This is a genomic window from Tabrizicola piscis, assembly GCF_003940805.1.
GTDB lineage: Bacteria > Pseudomonadota > Alphaproteobacteria > Rhodobacterales > Rhodobacteraceae > Tabrizicola > Tabrizicola piscis.
Window position 1 is genome coordinate 55,336 of the sequence record NZ_CP034328.1, and the last position, 16,799, is coordinate 72,134.

The window sequence follows — 16,799 nt, forward strand, 5'->3', positions numbered from 1 at the left end:
AAGCCGATCTCGCAGACGGAGTTCGTCGCGATCATCGCGATGCTGTTTGCCACCATCGCCATTTCTATTGACGCAATGCTGCCGGCCCTGCCCGACATCGCCGCCGCCCTGTCACCTGACGCCCCCAATGCCGCACAGCTGGTGGTGACAAGCTTTGTCTTCGGCATGGGCATCGGCACCCTGTTCGCCGGGCCGTTGTCCGACGCCTTTGGCCGCAAGCGGGTGATCATGTTCGGGTCGGCCCTCTATGCCCTCGCCGCCTTGGCCTGCTATTTCGCCCCGACGCTGGAGCTTCTTCTGATCGCCCGCGTCGTGCAGGGGATCGGCTCTGCCGCCCCCAGAACCGTCTCCATCGCCATGGTGCGTGATCTGTTCAGCGGGCGCGACATGGCCCGGATCATGTCCTTTGCGATGCTGATCTTCACGGTCATTCCGGCCATCGCGCCACTGATGGGCCAAGGCATCATCGCCATTGCCGACTGGCATGCGATTTTCCTTGCCTATATCGCCTTCTCGGCCATCACGATGCTTTGGATGGGCCTGCGCCAGCCTGAAACCTTGCCCGTCACGTCCCGCCGCCCCTTGCGGATGGCGACCCTGTGGTCCGCCACGAAAGAGCTTGGCCGCCACCGCGTCATCGTCATCTCCACCCTCGTGCAGGCGCTGACGCTGGGCGCGCTGTTTGCCACGCTGTCGTCGATGCATGGGATTTTCGAGCTGCGCTTTGACCGCGCCGAAACCTTCCCCCTCTGGTTTGCCTTCATCGCGGTCGGCTCCATGTCCGGCAGCCTGCTCAACAGCCGCATCGTGATGACCCTTGGCATGCGTCGGGTGATTACCGGCACCCTTGCCGCCCAGCTTGGGCTGACGGTGATCTGCCTTTTGACCATCGCAAGCGGCCTGATGCCTGAGGCGCTGGCTTTCCCGGCCCATCTGCTGTGGTCGATCGGGCTGTTCAGCATGATGGGCCTGACGATGGGCAACCTGAACGCCCTCGCGATGGAGCCTGTGGGCCATATCGCCGGGCTTGCCGCTTCGGTCATCTCATGCCTTGCGACGGTGGGGTCGGTGCTGCTGGCGATCCCGGTCGGACTTGCGTTCAACGGCACGGTCCTGCCGCTGTTGGCGGGTGTTGCCGCGTTGCTGGCGGGGGCGCTGGCGCTGATGCGCTACGGCCTGCCGGCGCGCTAAGGCTTTTTCCCGGCCTTCACCACCGCGGCCAGATCGCGGGCGATGTTGAAGGCACCCTTGATCCGGTCGGCTTCGGTCTTCATCTCGCCTGTCAGGACGATCTTGTTGCCGTTGACCCGCGCGGCACCGCCTTGGGCCTTCAGGAAATCGACCAGCCCGGCGGGGTTGGCGAACTTGTCGTTGTGAAACTGGATCGTCGCGCCCTTCGGCCCGGCGTCCAGCCGGGAGATTCCCGCCCTTTTGCACATCGCCTTGATCCGCACGATCAGCATCAGCGTGTTCACCTCCTTCGGCAGGGCACCGAAGCGGTCGATCAACTCGGCCGCGAACCCCTCAAGCTCCACCTTGGTGCCAAGCGACGACAGCCGCCGGTAAAGCCCCAGCCGAATGTCCAGATCGGGGATGTAGCTTTCCGGAATCATCACCGGCACGCCAAGGTTCAACTGCGGCGACCAGCCGTCATCAACCGTGGTCAGGCCCTGCAACTCTCCGGACTTGATCTTGGCAATCGTGTCTTCCAGCATCTGCTGGTAAAGCTCATAGCCGACCTCGCGGATATGGCCCGACTGTTCTTCGCCCAGCAGGTTGCCCGCCCCGCGCAGATCAAGGTCGTGGCTGGCAAGGTTGAACCCTGCGCCAAGACTGTCCAGACCGCCCAGCAGCCGCAGACGCTTCATCGCCTGCGGCGTCAGCGGCGCGCGGGGTTTGGTGGTAAGGTACGCATAGGCCCGCGTCTTGGACCGCCCCACCCGGCCGCGGATCTGGTAGAGTTGGCTGAGGCCAAACATATCCGCGCGGTGGACAATCATGGTGTTTGCGGTGGGAATATCCAGCCCGCTTTCAACAATGCTGGTCGCCACCAACACGTCATACTTGCCGTCATAGAACTGGTTCATCCGGTCATCCAGATCCCCCGCCGCCAATTGCCCATGCGCGATGACGTAAGACACCTCTGGCACATGGGTCTTCAGGAAATCCTCAACCTCCGGCAGGTCGCTGATCCGGGGCACCACATAGAAGGACTGCCCGCCCCGGAACCGTTCGCGCAGCAGGGCCTCGCGGATGGTGATGGTGTCGAATTCGCTGACATAGGTGCGGATCGCCAGCCGGTCGACCGGGGGCGTGGCGATGATCGACAGGTCGCGCACCCCGGTAAGGGACAGTTGCAGCGTGCGGGGGATCGGCGTCGCCGTCAGGGTCAGGACGTGAACCTCTGACCGCATTTCCTTCAGCCGTTCCTTGTGCGTCACGCCAAAGTGCTGCTCTTCGTCGATGATCAGCAGGCCGAGGTTCTTGAAGCTGATGCCCTTGGCCAGCAGGGCATGGGTGCCGACGACGATGTCCACGGATCCGTCACTGATTGCCGCCCGCGTGGCATTAGCATCCTTTGCGCTAACAAAGCGGGACAAGGGTCTGACGGATATCGGAAATCCCCGGAATCGCTCCGCAAAACTGCGATAGTGCTGGCGGGCAAGCAGCGTCGTCGGGCAGATCACCGCCACCTGCATGCCCGAAAGCGCCGCAACGAACGCCGCCCGCATCGCGACCTCGGTCTTGCCGAACCCCACGTCGCCCACGACGAGGCGGTCCATGGGCGAGCCCTTTTCCAGATCCGCCACCACATCGGCAATTGCGGCAAGCTGGTCATCCGTCTCCTGATAGGGGAACCGCGCGGCGAAAGCCTCCCAGATCGAATGCGGCGCCTCAAGGATCGGCGCATGGCGCAAGGCCCGTTCCGCCGCGATCCGCATCAGGCGGTCGGCGATCTCCTTGATCCGCTCTTTAAGCTTGGCCTTCTTCGCCTGCCAGGCCCCACCACCGAGCCGATCAAGCAACCCCTCCTCATGGCCATAGCGAGACAAGAGCTCGATATTCTCCACCGGCAGGTAAAGCTTTGCGTTCTCGGCATATTCCAGCATCACGCAGGCATGGGGGGCACCAAGCGCGGTGATCGTCTCGATCCCCAGATAGCGCCCGACGCCGTGTTCGACATGGACCACAAGATCGCCGGGGCTAAGCGTGTCCACCTCACGCAGGAAGTTGTCGGCCTTGCGCTTGCGGCGGGGTTTGCCGACCAGCCGGTCGCCCAGGACGTCCTGTTCGGAGATGACGGCAAGGCCGGGCGCGACAAAGCCCGCCTCCAGCGGCCAGACGACCAGGAACAACCCACCCTTCCCCTGTGGCACGGCGCGGAAATCGCCAATGTCGGTGACCCCGGCAACCCCGTTGTCAGCCAAAAGCCCGCGCAGCCGTTCCCGCGCGCCGTCCGACCAGCTGGCGATCACCACCTGCCCCGTCTTGGCCAGCACTTTGATGTGGTCCGCCAAAGCACCGAAAAGGTTCACCTTTTCCTGTTGGCGTTCTGGTGCGAAGCTGCGGCCCACCCTTGCCCCTGCGTCCAGAACCCCGGGCCCCGGGCTTTGCGGCAATGGGGAAAGCTGCACCACCCGGTGGCCCGCCACGGCAGCCTCCCACCCGGGATCGTCAAGGTAAAGCTCACCCGGCGGCACGGGCTTGTAGACCGTATCGATCCGCCCCTTTGCCCCCATCGCCTCATGCCGGCTGTCGTAGCTGTCGTCGATCCCCTCCCAACGGGCCAACCGGGCCGGGGTCACCTGATCGTCAAGCATCACGGAGGCATCGGGCAGGTAGTCGAACAGCGTCTCAAGCCCGGTGTGGAAGAAGGGCAGCCAATGTTCCATCCCCTGATGCTTGCGGCCCGCGCTGACGGCCTCATACAGGGGGTCATCCGTGCCTGCCGCGCCGAAACTGATGCGATAGTTCTGCCGGAAGCGCGCGATCGACCCTTCGTCAAGGATCACTTCGGACACTGCCGAAAACTCCACCCGTTTCAGCTTTTCAATCGTCCGCTGCGTTTCCGGGTCAAACCGCCGCGCGCCGTCCAGCACGTCACCGAAGAAATCAAGGCGGATCGGCCCCCCCGGCCCCGGCGGAAAGATATCCACGATGCCGCCGCGCAAGGCATAGTCGCCGGGTTCCGCAACCGTCGACACGGGCGAAAACCCCATCCGCGCCAGAAACTGCTTCAGCCGGGCCTCATCCACCCGCTCGCCCACCACCGCCCGAAACGACGCGCCGCGCACCACATCCCGCGCCGGAATGCGCTGGGTTGCTGCATTCAGCGTGGTCAGCAGCACGAAGGGAGCCGCCATCCCGTCCACCAAGGCAGCCAGGGTTGCCATCCGCCGCGCGGAAATCTCGGGGTTGGGGCTGACGCGGTCGTAGGGCAGGCAATCCCATGCCGGAAAGTCCAGCACCGCAACTTCCGGCGCAAGCACGGCAAGGGCCGCCCGCATCGCCTCGGCTCGTTTGTCATCGCGCGCGATGTGCAGAACCGGGCGCCCCCGCGCCAGTTCGCGGGACAGAAGCAAGGCGTCAAACCCTTCGGGCGCGCCGCCCAATATGATGCGCTCTGCGGTCATCTGTGGGGGTCAGTGCAGGATCGAGACGTTGATGTTCTTCCAGGTGCCATACATGGCCGTGATAAAGATCGCCGCCATGCCGACAGATTGCGTCCAGCGCCGGTGAACGATCAGCCGCCGATGCAGCGCAGCCCCGGTGTTTTCCCCGGCCACGATCCGGCGGCAGACCCGCACGCTGAGCCAGACGACCAGTGTCAAAGGCGCCAGCAACAGGAAGACGGCCGCCGCAAATTCGATCTCGTACACAAAGGCCAGCACCGCAAGCCCCGACAGCCAGAAACTGACCAGCGCCGTGACAACCAGCGCCCCGTGATCCACGACATGCAAAAGCCGCCCGGCATTGATCCTGACAAGGTCTTCCACGTCCTGCTGCGCCTGTCCGCCTTCGCGCCTTGCGCGCTGGATCAAGTCATGTGGTACGCCCAATACCCAGTGGCTTGTCGATGACCACAGCACAGCCAGCGCGATCCAGTACCAGAGATTCGAGAAGGACCGCATGTCGATCACTTCGAAAACCGTGTCAATCACGTCCACCGGCCTGGTCTTCCTTTTCCACCGCACGCCGAATGGGCGTCTAGTCGCTTGAGATGCGTCGCTTTCCATGGCAGGCAAGAGGCAAAGTCGCAAGCCCCCGCTTGCAAGTGCCCATCGCCGCAAGCCAGGGCTTGCATGGCCACAGCCAAGGAACCTGCGCGTGCAGCCGATATTTGCCCCCTACCCCCAGAGCCGCTTTCGCCGTACTCGCCGGACCGGGGCGATCCGCGCGCTGACCCGGGAAAACACCCTGACGACAGATGATCTGATCTGGCCCGTCTTCATCCGCGATGGCAGCGGCCTGCGGGAACCGGTTGCCTCGATGCCCGGCGTGGCGCGATTGTCCGTCGATCTTGTGGTCGAGGCGGCGGCCGAGGCGGCAGCGCTTGGCATCCCCGCGATCTGCCTGTTTCCCTACACCGATCCCGCGCTCAAGACTGCCGACTGTCGTGAGGCGTGGAACCCGGAAAACCTGGCCAACCGTGCCATTCGTGCGATCAAGGCCCAAGTGCCGGACATCGCGGTGATGACCGATGTGGCGCTGGATCCCTACAACGCCCACGGCCATGATGGGCTGGTCGTCGACGGGGTGATCCAGAATGACGAAACGATCGAGGCTTTGGTCAAGATGACCCTCGCGCAGGCCGACGCCGGGGCTGATATCCTTGGCCCCTCGGACATGATGGATGGCCGGATTGGCGCGATGCGCTCGGCGCTGGAGGGGGCGGGTCACAAGGATGTGGCGATCCTCAGCTACGCCGCCAAATACGCCAGCGCCTTTTACGGGCCGTTCCGCGATGCGGTGGGCGCTACGGGCGCGCTGAAGGGGGACAAGAAGACCTATCAGATGGACCCGGCCAACAGTGACGAAGCCCTGCGTCTGGTCGCGCGTGACCTTGCCGAAGGGGCCGACATGGTGATGGTAAAACCCGGAATGCCCTATCTGGACATCTGCCGCCGCGTGAAGGACGCCTTCGGTGCCCCGACCTTCGCGTACCAGGTGTCGGGCGAATATGCGATGATCAAGGGGGCCGCCCTCAATGGGTGGATCGACGGCGAGCGTGCCATGCTGGAAAGCCTGATGGCCTTCAAGCGCGCGGGCTGTGATGGCATCCTGACCTATTTCGCGCCGGATGTGGCCCGGGTGTTGCGGGCCGGGTAGCCACGGTCAGTTGAACTGGGCCTGCACGGTGGCCGTAAGGTCGTTCAGCGAAAACGGCTTGGGAAGGAAGACCGAGTTCGGGATTCTTGCCCGATCTTCCGACAGCGCATCTTCGGCATAGCCTGATACGAAGATCACCCGCACGTTCGGGCGATCTTTCAGCGCGTGGCGCACCCAGGATGGCCCATCCATCCCCGGCATGACCACGTCGGTCACAAAGACATCAATCTCCAGCGTCGGGTCTTCCAGCGTCTGCAGCGCCTCTTCGGCGGTGGCCGCCTCCAGTACGGTATAGCCGCGCAGGCGCAATGCCCGGCTGGCAAAAGCACGAACCGGGGCCTCATCCTCGACCAGCAGAACCACGCCTTCGCCCGGCTTGCCAAGCGGACGGCGCGCTTCGGGTTCGGGCGCGGGCAGGTCCACCCCCTCATACGTCGGGAAGTAGATCGAGAACGTGGTCCCTTTCCCAACTGTGGAATCGGCGAAGATGAAACCGCCCGATTGTTTGACGATCCCATACGCCATCGAAAGCCCAAGGCCCGTACCTTCGCCCACGCGCTTGGTTGTGAAGAATGGCTCAAAGATCTTCTGCAGGTTTTCCGGGGGGATGCCCGTCCCATGGTCGATGACCCTGATCACCGAATAGTCCCCCGCAGGCACCACAGCCCGGTCGCGCCGAAGGTCTTCGATCAATGTCACCGGCTCGGTCTCGATCACGATGCTGCCCTTGTCAGGCATCGCATCCCGCGCATTGACGACAAGATTGATCAGCACCTGCTCCAACTGCCGCCGGTCGGCACGCACCGGACGCAAGGCCCTTTCCGCCCCACGCCCCAGATGCGCCAGTTTCAATCCGGCCCGTTCAACCACCAGCCGGTTCAGAAGATGCGTCAGGTCGGCCAGCACCTCCTCAAGGTCAAGCCGCTCGGGTTTCAGGGTCTGCTTGCGGGAAAACGCCAGAAGCTGCCCCACCAATGAGGCGGCGCGGTTGGCGTTCTGACGGATCTGTTCCAGATCCGCAAAGTCCGGCGCGTCGCGGCCATGCCGCAAGAGCAGCAGGTCACAATGCCCGGAAATCGCTGTCAAAAGGTTGTTGAAGTCATGGGCTATCCCACCAGCAAGCTGGCCGATCGCCTGCATCTTCTGGCTTTGGATGAACTGCGCCTCCAGCGTTTTCAGCCGGGTCGCATCGTTCAGGACGGCAAGGGCGCTGGTGCGGCCACCCTCGACAAAGCGGCGCAAGGTCACCTCGATGAAGCTTTCCTCGGGCCGGGTGCGCGCGCGCAAGACCTCGGTCCCGCCGGGAAGACGCCCCGCCACTACATCGCCCAGCCAGTCAGTGACCGGCCGCCCCAGACCTTCGAAAAGGTCGTGGAACATCAATGACCGCAACTCTCCTTGCAGCATGAGTTCCCGCGCCGCCCGGTTGGCACTGCGCAAGACGCCATCCGGTCCGAACATCATCAACGCTACCGGCACATCCTCCAGATCAGGCCCGCCCGCCTCCGCGCCCGCCTCGCAGGCTGGGCGGTATGGACCGCTGCTGTCCGGCCCGGCTGCCTTAGCCCGCGGGGCGTCGGAAGGCAGGGTGTCAGTCGCGTCGAACGCATCAACCCGCCACAGGAACCGGTCCCTGCCAGATCGGTGCACCGTCACTCGCAACAGGCCCCGATGTGTCGCCACATCCTCCCGCGCGGCACCATCGGCCGCTGCACGGGCCTGCAGCTTCATCAGCAGGGCCCCGGGCGTAAGGATGTTGCGCGACAGCGCTTCGACCAGGGACTGGCTGTCCGGGCCAAACCGATCCTCCGCCGCGCGGTTGCGCAGCACCACCCTGCCCTCCGGATCGGTCGAAAAGCATGCGGCTGTGTCATGGGCCACCAGACGAAAGGTGCGTTCCTGTTCCTGTCGGTCACGCGCGCGCCGGGTGGCCGCCAGCCCGCCCAGCAGGCCAGCCGCTGCGGCAAGCGTCAGGCCGGCAAATCCAGTGCCAGTCCAGAGGCCCGAGCCAGCCAGTGCCAGCGCGACCAGACCAAGCCCTGCCAGCCCCATTGCCACAAGCCTGAGGGGTGAGAACCCCGACACCAAAACGCCCGCCGACTGCGGGAAAGGTCTGCTGCCAAACAGGGTCACGTTCCCACCACTTATCCCACTGTCACTCGTCACCGAAGCATCGCTTGCGAAAGGTTAATTCAACCTTAACCGCTACGAGCTTGCGCGCAATGCGGGAGTAGGTTGGTTTACACTCGCCTCAAGGTCGCAAGGTAAAAGCCATCGCCTCCGGTCAGTGGCGTCAGCGCAAGACTGCGCTCAAGCGTCCAGCCAGCAGACTTGGCCAGAAAACTGGTCACCTGATCGGAATTTTCGTCGCGCAGCATGGAGCAGGTGGCATAGGCAAGGCAGCCCCCGGGACGCACCATTCCTGCGGCCCGTTGCAGGATGCGGGCCTGCAGGTCCACCAGTTCGGCCAGACGCTCCGGGGTCAGCGCCCACTTGCCTTCGGGATCGCGGCGCCAGCTGCCAAGGCCGGAACAGGGCGCATCGACCAGCACAAGGTCGTATGGTCCGTTGTCCTCGGGTGCGGCAGTCAAGGTCACGTCCACGCCCGCCCGGTCTGCCCTGCGCGGCAGGTCGGCCATCCGCTGTGGCGCGATGTCATGGGCAAAGAGCTGCAGGTCAGCCTGTGCCGCCATGGCAAGGCTCTTGCCACCGCCGCCCGCGCAATGGTCCAGCACGCGCATCCCGTCAGCCAGCGGCAGTGCCTCGACCACCGCTTGGGACGAGGCGTCCTGCAACTCGACCCACCCTTCCAGATAGGCTGCCGAGGTTTGCAGCTTGCGGACCTGCCCCCCAAGCTCCAGACAGGCTGGCGCCAGAGCGTGCGGGGTGGCCGTGATCCCTTCGCCTGCCAGTGCCGCGACTGCCGATGCAAGCGTCGCTTTGCGCAGATTGACCCGCACAAAGACGGGCGCCCGATTGCGCATCGCCAAAAGGACGGCCTCGGTGTCGGCACCCAGACTTTCCCGCAACTTGGGCAAAAGCCAGTCCGGCACATCCAGCGCCTCAGCCGCAACGGGCGTTCGGCCCTGTTCGTCAGGTCCGGGCGGCAAGGGCGCATGGCCCACGCCAGTAAACAGCGCCTCTTGCCCGGCGTCGCGGCACAGGCCAAGCACCAGTCCGCGCCCGGTCAGGCCCCCGCCAAGTGCCGCCGCAGACCGGCGGCGGCGCAGCGCGTCGAACACGATATCCCGCACCGCCGCCCGGTCCCCCGACCCGGCAAAGCGGCTGGCCCGGCCCCAGTTTGTCAGCGCCCGTTCCGCATGCGCACCGGCAAGGATCCGGTCAAGCACCTCGATCGCGGCGGCAAGTCTGGCAGAGGGGGTCATGCAGTCTCCGATCAAGGGGCGGGACAAGCGCCCCGCCAGCGTCTGAGCCGGTCAGCCGACCCGGTAGTTCGGGCTTTCCCGGGTGATCTGCACATCATGGACATGGCTTTCCTTCAGCCCCGCCCCGGTGATCCGCACGAACTGGCACTGGGACCGCATCGCCGCCACGGTGGCGCAACCGGTATAGCCCATCGCGGCGCGCAGGCCCCCGACCATCTGGTGAATGACTGCCGCAGCACTGCCCTTGTAGGGCACCTGCCCTTCAATCCCTTCCGGCACCAGCTTGTCACTGGCCGCGTCCTTCTGGAAATACCGGTCCGCTGACCCCCGCGCCATCGCGCCAAGGCTGCCCATGCCGCGATAGGCCTTGAACGACCGCCCGTTCCACAAGATTACCTCGCCCGGGCTTTCGTCCGTGCCGGCAATGGCACTGCCGACCATGGCGCAGGACGCCCCCGCCGCGATTGCCTTGGCAAAGTCGCCCGAATATTTGATCCCGCCATCCGCGATCACTGGCACATCGCCCGCAGCCTGCGCGCTGTCCATGATGGCCGTCAGCTGGGGCACGCCCACGCCCGCGACGATCCGCGTCGTGCAAATGCTGCCCGGCCCGATCCCCACCTTGACCGCATCCGCCCCGGCGCCGATCAACGCCCGCGTCGCCTCGCCCGTAGCCACGTTTCCGGCCACGACCTGCACGGTGTTCGACAGCCGCTTGATCCGCTCCACCGCCCGCGCGACTCCTTCGGAGTGGCCATGCGCCGTGTCGATCACCACAAGGTCCACCCCGGCGTCGATCAGGGCCTCAGACCGCGCAAACCCCGCATCCCCGACGGTCGAGGCCGCAGCAACCCGCAGCCGCCCCAGATCATCCTTGCAGGCCTGTGGATTGAGCACGGCCTTTTCGGTGTCCTTCAGCGTCAGAAGCCCCGTCAGCTTGCCCTTGCCATCCGTCACCAGCAGCTTTTCGATCCGCCGCGCCTTCATCAGGCTGATCGCCTCGGCACGGTCCACCGGTTCGCGCAGCAAAGCCAGATTTTCCGACGTCATCATCACGCTGACCGGGGTCCGGTCGTCCGTCGCAAAGCGCATGTCCCGGTTAGTCACGATCCCCAGCACGCGGCCAGACCCGTCGACCACTGGAAAACCCGTGATCGAATACCGCTCCATCAAAAGCTTCGCATCGGCCAGCGTCTGGTCCGGCGTCAAAGTGATCGGCTGATAGACCACCCCGCTTTCGAACCGCTTCACCCGGCGGACTTCCCGCGCCTGTGCCTCAAGGTCGAGGTTGCGGTGGATCACCCCGATCCCCCCGGCCTGCGCCATGGCAATCGCCATGCGGCCTTCGGTCACCGTATCCATCGCGCTGGACAACAGCGGGATGTTCATCCGGATCGCTCTGGTGACAAAGGTTGACGTATCCGCATCCGACGGCAGGACACTGGATGCCGCCGGCACCAGAAGGACATCATCAAAGGTAAGAGCCTCACGAATCTCCATGGATAATCCCTCCGGAGCTAGCATCGTTTGGCGGTTCCCCATTTCACGCAAGACCAGCCTTGGCAAGGGCAAATCCGCTTGCAGCCCGCCAACCCCCGTGCACATCCTGTCATTGGAATTCCGGAGCTACACATGCGCGTCGCCATCGTCGAGAATACTCGCGTCACCCACCATGGCCTTGTCGGGGTGGCGCTGCATGAACGCGCAGCCCTTGTCGATCAACTGAAACCCTGGACCGGCCAGCCCCTGCCCCAAGACCCCGAGGCCGACGCCCTGATTGTCTTCGGCGGCGAACAATCGGCCACCGATGACCACAGCCACCCCTATCTGCCCGCCCTCGCCCGCCTGATGCAGGCCTATACTCAGGCCGACAAACCCGTGCTGGGGATATGCCTCGGCTCGCAGCTACTGGCGCGCGCTTTTGGTGCAGAGAACCATCTTGGCGCAGCCGTCGAATTCGGCTGGACCGATGTCAGCCTGACGGCTGCGGGCCGTGCCGACCCGGTCCTGTCGCAGCTGCCCGACAGCTTCCCGGTCTTTCAATGGCACTCGGACACCTTCACCCTGCCCGCAGGGGCTACCCACCTTGCGCAGAGTGCTGCTGCGGCAAATCAGGCCTTCCGCATCGGACGCGCCACCTACGGCACCCAGTTCCATTTTGAGGCCAGCCGCCCGGTCGTGGCAGACTGGCTCGCCCGCTTTCCTGATCTAGTGGACCAGATGGCCCCGGGCTGGTCCGCCCAACACGACAGCCTTGCCCAGACCAAGGGCCATGCCGCCGACAGCCATGGACTTGCCATCGCCCGTGCCTGGGTCAACTTGATCGGCTGACGCAGGCCTGTGCCAAGGCGCCCCTATGTTTTGCTCTTTGACAAATACTCTCAGGGGGTTTGGGGGCAGAATGCCCCCATCGGCAGGCACAGGGTCAGGCTTCGGCCGCGTTGGTCACCGCCGCCAGCCTGCCCCCCGGCCAGCGCTTGAGCACCCACCACAAGATCGCCGGGATCGCCACCAGACCGATCGCCGTCAGCCCCAGCCCTGGCCACAGCCAGCCGTCGCCCGCGCGCAGCATTGTGGTCGCCAGCGCCGCGAGGGGAAAGGTGAAGGCCCCCCAAAGCGGCGTGATCCCTGTCCCGGCCAGCCAGCGCCAGGACGCAACAAGTGCCAACGTCAGCCCGGTTCCCATGGCAATGAACGCGCCTGCCAGTTCCACCATCCCCAGCAGCCCTGCGACCGACCCAAGCAGCGCCGCGGGTGCTACATGGATCGCCAGCAGCGGCCGCAGCGGCGGCGGCGGGACGCTGCGGATGAACTGCAGCGCGCTCAGGCCCCAGTTCAGCACCGCAATCGGCAGCGCCAGCCAGAAGAGGACGGTCGCGACCTGTTCCATGCCCAGGGCCACGGCGGTGGGGGCCGCGACGATGAAGCCGACAAAGCTCAGATGCCATGTCGGGTTCACTTCGCGCGCCACGGGCGGCAACGTCAGCAAAAGTCGGATCAGCAGCACCGCCAGCACCGCATGGCCGGCCAGCGCCACCGTCATCAGCGCCAGTGCCGGGCCTTGCGCATAGGCCGCGACAAGGGTCGCCGCCGCCATCCCGCCCATCGTCATCGCCGCAAGGCCCGACCGTCCGGGCAGAACCCGCAGATCTTCGATCACCACAGCCGGGCGACGCATGGCTTTTGCGCCGTAGGCAAAGGCAGCAAAGGCCCACAAGGCCACGGCCAGACCCGCCAGCAGATCGCCCAGACCCCGGTCAAAGCCCAAAGCCTCCAGCGCCAGTTGCAGGGCGATGGCCAGCCCCAGAAGGCCAAGGATCGGCGGAAAGATCGCAGGCGGAGTCTTCGCAAACGCCGGGATGCGCCGTGGCGGAAACTCCGGCGGCGGATAGCGTTTCGGGCGGGCTTCAGATCTGGTGTCGGGGGGTGTCATTCGGGTCTCCTTGCCCCCCTCATATCTCCACCGGAACGGAAGGCAAAGACCGATCAAGCCGCCCCATGCAGGACCGGAAACCAGTCCTCGCGCAGGCGTTCGCCGGGCTGCATCCCATGCCCCGGAAACGGCGGCGAAGTTGGCCCCGGCCGTTCCACATAGCGGGCATCCTCCCCCACCAGCCGCAGCGAAAAGGCCCGCCGCCGGGTTGCGGCAAGGTTGCCGCGTGCGCCGTGCAGCGTGCGAAAGTTGAAGGCCACCGCATCGCCCGGCTCCATCTCCCATTCGCGGATCACCATCCCCTCGGCCTCGGGGTCGGGGACGGGAATATAGTCGTGGTCCCCCGGATAGAACTCGGTCTCGCTCACCCAGCGCGTCGGCAGCACATCCTTCGGCCAGAGATGTGACCCCGCCACACAGCGCAAACTGGCCTCTTTCACCGGATCAAGCGGCGACCAGAAGCTGACCGTCTGCCGCCCCTCGACAAAGTAGTAGGGGCCGTCGGTGTGCCAGGGCGTGGGTTTCGTGGTCCCGGGTTCCTTGACCAGCACATGGTCGTGAAAAAGTTGCACCCGGTCCGACCCCATCAGCCGCGCGGCGACCGCAGCCGCAGGGGATTGGCGGATCACTGCCGCAAACTCGGGGATGCGCTGCCAGTTGCAGTAGTCGTCGAAGAAGGAACCAGCCTCGCCCGGCTTCAGCGTCGGCATCTGATGGGTCGGTGCCGCCATATTCCGGGCAATCCCGGCGCGCAGCATCTCCACCCAGTCCGCCCAAAGCCCCTTGACCAGCACTACACCGTCGCGCTGATAGGCGGCGACCATCTCATCCGTTACGGTGACCATCCGGCCTTCTCCTGTTTCACCCGCCCCGCCGACCCGCCTGTAATAGGCCAAGGGGGGAAGCAGGGCCCTACCGATACAGCAACGATCGGCCATTGGCGAAGAGATGCACCTTCTTCGGGTCTGCGGTCAACTTGACTGTGGTGCGGCGCAGTTCGGGGCGGATGCCGGGCAGCTTTGCCACGACCTGAGCGCCATCGGCGGTCTTCTGGAAGTAAAGGAGCGTCACCTCCCCCAAAGCCTCGGTAATCTCGACCTCACCCGCGTGGATCGCATCGCCATCGGTTTCGGTGAAATCCTCAGGCCGGACGCCGATCTTGACCTTCAAGCCCTTGTCGGCGGCCTGTGTCGGGACATGGCTGCGCGCAAGCCCGCCGTTTTCCAGCCGGATGACAGTGGTCGCCCCGGTTTCCATCACTTCGCCGGCCAGCAGGTTCATCGACGGGCTGCCGATGAACTGGGCGACGAATTCGTTCTCGGGGCGTTCATAAAGCTCAAGGGGCGAGCCGACCTGACTGATCCCGCCGCCCGCCAGCACGACGATCCGGCTGGCCAAGGTCATCGCCTCAACCTGATCATGAGTGACGTAGACCATGGTGGAATTCGGCATCGCCTCTTTCAACTGCGCGATCTCGATCCGCGTGGCCACCCGCAGGGCGGCGTCAAGGTTCGACAGGGGTTCGTCGAACAGGTAGACCTTCGGATCACGCACGATGGACCGCCCGATGGCCACGCGCTGGCGCTGGCCACCGGACAGGGCCTTGGGTAGCCGGTCAAGATAGGGCGTCAACTGCAGGATACGCGCGGCCTTGTCGACGGCGGCATTGATCTCGGCCGTTGATTTCTTGGCGATCTTCAGCGCAAAGGCCATGTTGTCGCGCACCGTCATATGCGGATAAAGCGCGTAGGACTGGAACACCATCGCAATCCCGCGCTGCGCGGGGGGCACGTCATTCATCCGCACGCCGTCAATGCTGAAATCACCGCCGGTGATCCGCTCCAGCCCAGCGATCATCCGCAGAAGCGTGGATTTCCCGCAGCCAGACGGGCCGACGAAAACGATCAGCTCCCCGGTCTTGATGTCGAGGTTGATGTTCTTCAACACCTTCACCTCGCCATAGGCCTTTTCGACGTTCTTCAGGACCAGATCAGCCATGGAATTCCCCCCTCACGCCCGCTTGGCCAGATGAACGCCCCAAGGTGCCAGCGTCACGCTGCCCCCTGTGGCGCTCTGGCTTCCCAGGTCCGTTCCGATTGTCTGCCAATTGCCTTCGGGGAACCGGATCTCGGCCGGTGTGTCCCCAAGATTAAAGGCGCAGAAGAGATCTTCATCCCCTCTGCGCCGAAAACTCGTTACCCCACCCACGGCATCTATGGAGTCCATCGTGCCGTTTCGCAAAACAGGATGTGCGCGGCGAAAGGCCAACGCGCGGCGGTAGTGCGCCAGAATCGAAGTATTATCGCGGTCCTGCGCAGCAACCGACAAGGGCAAATGTGGCGCCTTGACCGGAAGCCAGGGCCTGGCCGAAGTGAAGCCGCCATTGCCGTTGTCGGTCACCCAGACCATCGGTGTGCGGGCCCCGTCGCGGCCCTTGAACTCGGGCCAGAACTGGATGCCGTAGGGGTCCTGCAATTCGTCAAGGGTCAGGTCAGCCTCGGGCAGGCCCAATTCCTCGCCCTGATACAGGCAAATCGACCCGCGCAGGCAGACCAGTAGCGTGGCATAGGTCTTTGCCGCCGCATCCGTCAGGCCCCAGCGGGTGATGTGGCGCACGGTGTCATGGTTGGAATAGGACCAGCAGGGCCAGGCATCTGGCGCTGCCGCACGCATCCGGGCGAATGTCTCCACCACCATCGGTGCCGTCAGCCGCGTCGGCTGCAGCATCTCGAACGGGTAACACATCTGCACCTTGTCCCCGCCCGAGGTATACTCGGCCATGATCTCCAGCCCCCGCTGGGCATCGCCCACCTCGCCCACGGCAGCGGCGTTGTAGGGGTTCAGGACAGCACGGAATTTGCGCAGGAATTCAAGGTTTTCCGGCTGGTTTTTCGAGAACAGGTGCAGCTGGTGGTTATAGGGGTTCACCGATGGCGCGATGCTGTCGTTGCGCAATTCCTTGGGCAGGGACGGGTTGTCGCGCAGGTACTTGTCGGCAAAGTAGAAGTTGATGGTGTCAAGCCGGAAGCCATCCACCCCCCGCTTCAGCCAGAAGCGGGCGACATCCAGCAAAGCCTCTTGCACAGGCGCATGGTGCAGGTTCAGGTCGGGCTGGCTGGTCAGGAAGTTGTGCAGGAAATACTGCTCACGCCGGCTGTCCCAGGCCCATGCGCTGCCGCCGAACACCGACAACCAGTTGTTCGGCGGCGTGCCGTCGGGTTTCGGGTCCGCCCAGACATACCAGTCGGCCTTCGGGTTGGTCCGGTCGCGGCGGCTTTCGGTGAACCAAGGGTGCGTATCGGCGGTATGCGACAGCACAAGGTCGATCATCACCCGCAGGCCAAGGTCATGCGCCCGCGTCACAAGCTGGTCAAAATCGGCCAGCGAGCCGAACATCGGGTCAACGTCGCAATAGTCGCTGACGTCGTAGCCAAAGTCCTTCATCGGGCTTTTGAAGAACGGGCTGATCCAGATCGCATCGGCGCCAAGGCTGGCGATATGGTCCAGCCGCCCGGTGATACCCGCCAGATCGCCGATCCCGTCGCCATTGCTGTCCTGAAAGCTGCGCGGATAGATCTGATAGATCACCGCCCCGCGCCACCAATCCGGGTCCGCCGCCAGCACGCTGCGCCCTTCCCTTTCCATCAGGC

The 16,799-nt window shown here is 64.7% G+C and carries 12 protein-coding genes; 3 read left to right on the forward strand and 9 right to left on the reverse strand.

Going from position 1 to position 16,799, the window contains the following annotated elements; all coding sequences use genetic code 11:
- Window positions 1–39: 39 nt before the first annotated feature.
- Window positions 40–1,191 (forward strand): MFS transporter, encoded by a 1,152-nt coding sequence (locus EI545_RS00235; protein ID WP_425471655.1) that lies wholly within the window; start codon window positions 40–42, stop codon window positions 1,189–1,191.
- Here the strand turns inward: EI545_RS00235 and mfd are convergent.
- Together mfd and EI545_RS00245 are read right to left on the reverse strand one after the other, a co-directional pair.
- On the reverse strand, window positions 1,188–4,634 hold the full coding sequence (gene mfd, locus EI545_RS00240; protein ID WP_125323560.1) for a transcription-repair coupling factor: 3,447 nt from the start codon (window positions 4,632–4,634) through the stop codon (window positions 1,188–1,190). The genes EI545_RS00235 and mfd overlap by 4 nt on opposite strands.
- 9 nt (window positions 4,635–4,643) lie before the next feature.
- Window positions 4,644–5,168: a component of SufBCD complex gene (locus tag EI545_RS00245; RefSeq protein WP_125323561.1), complete on the reverse strand. Its 525-nt coding sequence runs from the start codon at window positions 5,166–5,168 to the stop codon at window positions 4,644–4,646.
- 160 nt (window positions 5,169–5,328) lie between these two features.
- Between EI545_RS00245 and hemB the strand changes: the two genes are divergently transcribed.
- Window positions 5,329–6,330 carry a porphobilinogen synthase gene (gene hemB, locus EI545_RS00250; RefSeq protein ID WP_125323562.1) on the forward strand — a complete coding sequence of 334 codons (1,002 nt, stop codon included), beginning with the start codon at window positions 5,329–5,331 and terminating at the stop codon, window positions 6,328–6,330.
- Between the two features lie 6 nt (window positions 6,331–6,336).
- On the opposite strand, the gene EI545_RS00255 is transcribed toward hemB, so the two are convergent.
- From EI545_RS00255 to guaB, 3 genes are all read right to left on the reverse strand, one after another.
- Window positions 6,337–8,415, reverse strand: a complete 2,079-nt coding sequence (locus tag EI545_RS00255) for an ATP-binding protein (RefSeq protein ID WP_245990227.1) — start codon at window positions 8,413–8,415, stop codon at window positions 6,337–6,339.
- Window positions 8,416–8,570: 155 nt separating this feature from the next.
- A complete protein-coding gene (locus EI545_RS00260; protein ID WP_125323564.1) occupies window positions 8,571–9,716 on the reverse strand; it encodes an RsmB/NOP family class I SAM-dependent RNA methyltransferase in 1,146 nt (381 codons plus the stop codon).
- Between the two features lie 51 nt (window positions 9,717–9,767).
- A complete protein-coding gene (gene guaB, locus EI545_RS00265; RefSeq protein ID WP_125323565.1) occupies window positions 9,768–11,216 on the reverse strand; it encodes an IMP dehydrogenase in 1,449 nt (482 codons plus the stop codon).
- Between the two features lie 132 nt (window positions 11,217–11,348).
- Here guaB and EI545_RS00270 point away from each other — a divergent pair, with 132 nt between their 5' ends.
- Window positions 11,349–12,047, forward strand: coding sequence for a type 1 glutamine amidotransferase (locus EI545_RS00270; RefSeq protein WP_125323566.1), 699 nt, complete (start codon window positions 11,349–11,351; stop codon window positions 12,045–12,047).
- A 94-nt stretch (window positions 12,048–12,141) separates the two neighbouring features.
- On the opposite strand, the gene EI545_RS00275 is transcribed toward EI545_RS00270, so the two are convergent.
- The 4 genes from EI545_RS00275 to EI545_RS00290 all read right to left on the reverse strand — a co-directional run bounded on the left by EI545_RS00275 (window position 12,142) and on the right by EI545_RS00290 (window position 16,794).
- Window positions 12,142–13,149: a TDT family transporter gene (locus tag EI545_RS00275; protein ID WP_125323567.1), complete on the reverse strand. Its 1,008-nt coding sequence runs from the start codon at window positions 13,147–13,149 to the stop codon at window positions 12,142–12,144.
- A gap of 53 nt (window positions 13,150–13,202) precedes the next feature.
- Complete coding sequence (locus tag EI545_RS00280; RefSeq protein ID WP_125323568.1) at window positions 13,203–13,994, reverse strand: phytanoyl-CoA dioxygenase family protein; 792 nt, start codon at window positions 13,992–13,994, stop codon at window positions 13,203–13,205.
- Between the two features lie 67 nt (window positions 13,995–14,061).
- Complete coding sequence (locus EI545_RS00285; RefSeq protein ID WP_125323569.1) at window positions 14,062–15,147, reverse strand: ABC transporter ATP-binding protein; 1,086 nt, start codon at window positions 15,145–15,147, stop codon at window positions 14,062–14,064.
- Between the two features lie 12 nt (window positions 15,148–15,159).
- Entirely contained in the window at window positions 15,160–16,794 is a 1,635-nt protein-coding gene (locus tag EI545_RS00290) for an alpha-amylase family glycosyl hydrolase (RefSeq protein ID WP_125327169.1), read from the reverse strand.
- Window positions 16,795–16,799: the final 5 nt, after the last annotated feature.

Coding starts and splice junctions, on each gene's coding strand:
- EI545_RS00275 (WP_125323567.1), bottom strand. CDS start 13,149: ATGACACCCCCCGACACCAGATCTGAAGCCCGCCCGAAACGCTATCCG.
- mfd (WP_125323560.1), bottom strand. CDS start 4,634: ATGACCGCAGAGCGCATCATATTGGGCGGCGCGCCCGAAGGGTTTGAC.
- EI545_RS00235 (WP_425471655.1), top strand. CDS start 40: ATGCTGTTTGCCACCATCGCCATTTCTATTGACGCAATGCTGCCGGCC.
- EI545_RS00285 (WP_125323569.1), bottom strand. CDS start 15,147: ATGGCTGATCTGGTCCTGAAGAACGTCGAAAAGGCCTATGGCGAGGTG.
- guaB (WP_125323565.1), bottom strand. CDS start 11,216: ATGGAGATTCGTGAGGCTCTTACCTTTGATGATGTCCTTCTGGTGCCG.
- EI545_RS00270 (WP_125323566.1), top strand. CDS start 11,349: ATGCGCGTCGCCATCGTCGAGAATACTCGCGTCACCCACCATGGCCTT.
- EI545_RS00290 (WP_125327169.1), bottom strand. CDS start 16,794: ATGGAAAGGGAAGGGCGCAGCGTGCTGGCGGCGGACCCGGATTGGTGG.
- EI545_RS00280 (WP_125323568.1), bottom strand. CDS start 13,994: ATGGTCACCGTAACGGATGAGATGGTCGCCGCCTATCAGCGCGACGGT.
- EI545_RS00260 (WP_125323564.1), bottom strand. CDS start 9,716: ATGACCCCCTCTGCCAGACTTGCCGCCGCGATCGAGGTGCTTGACCGG.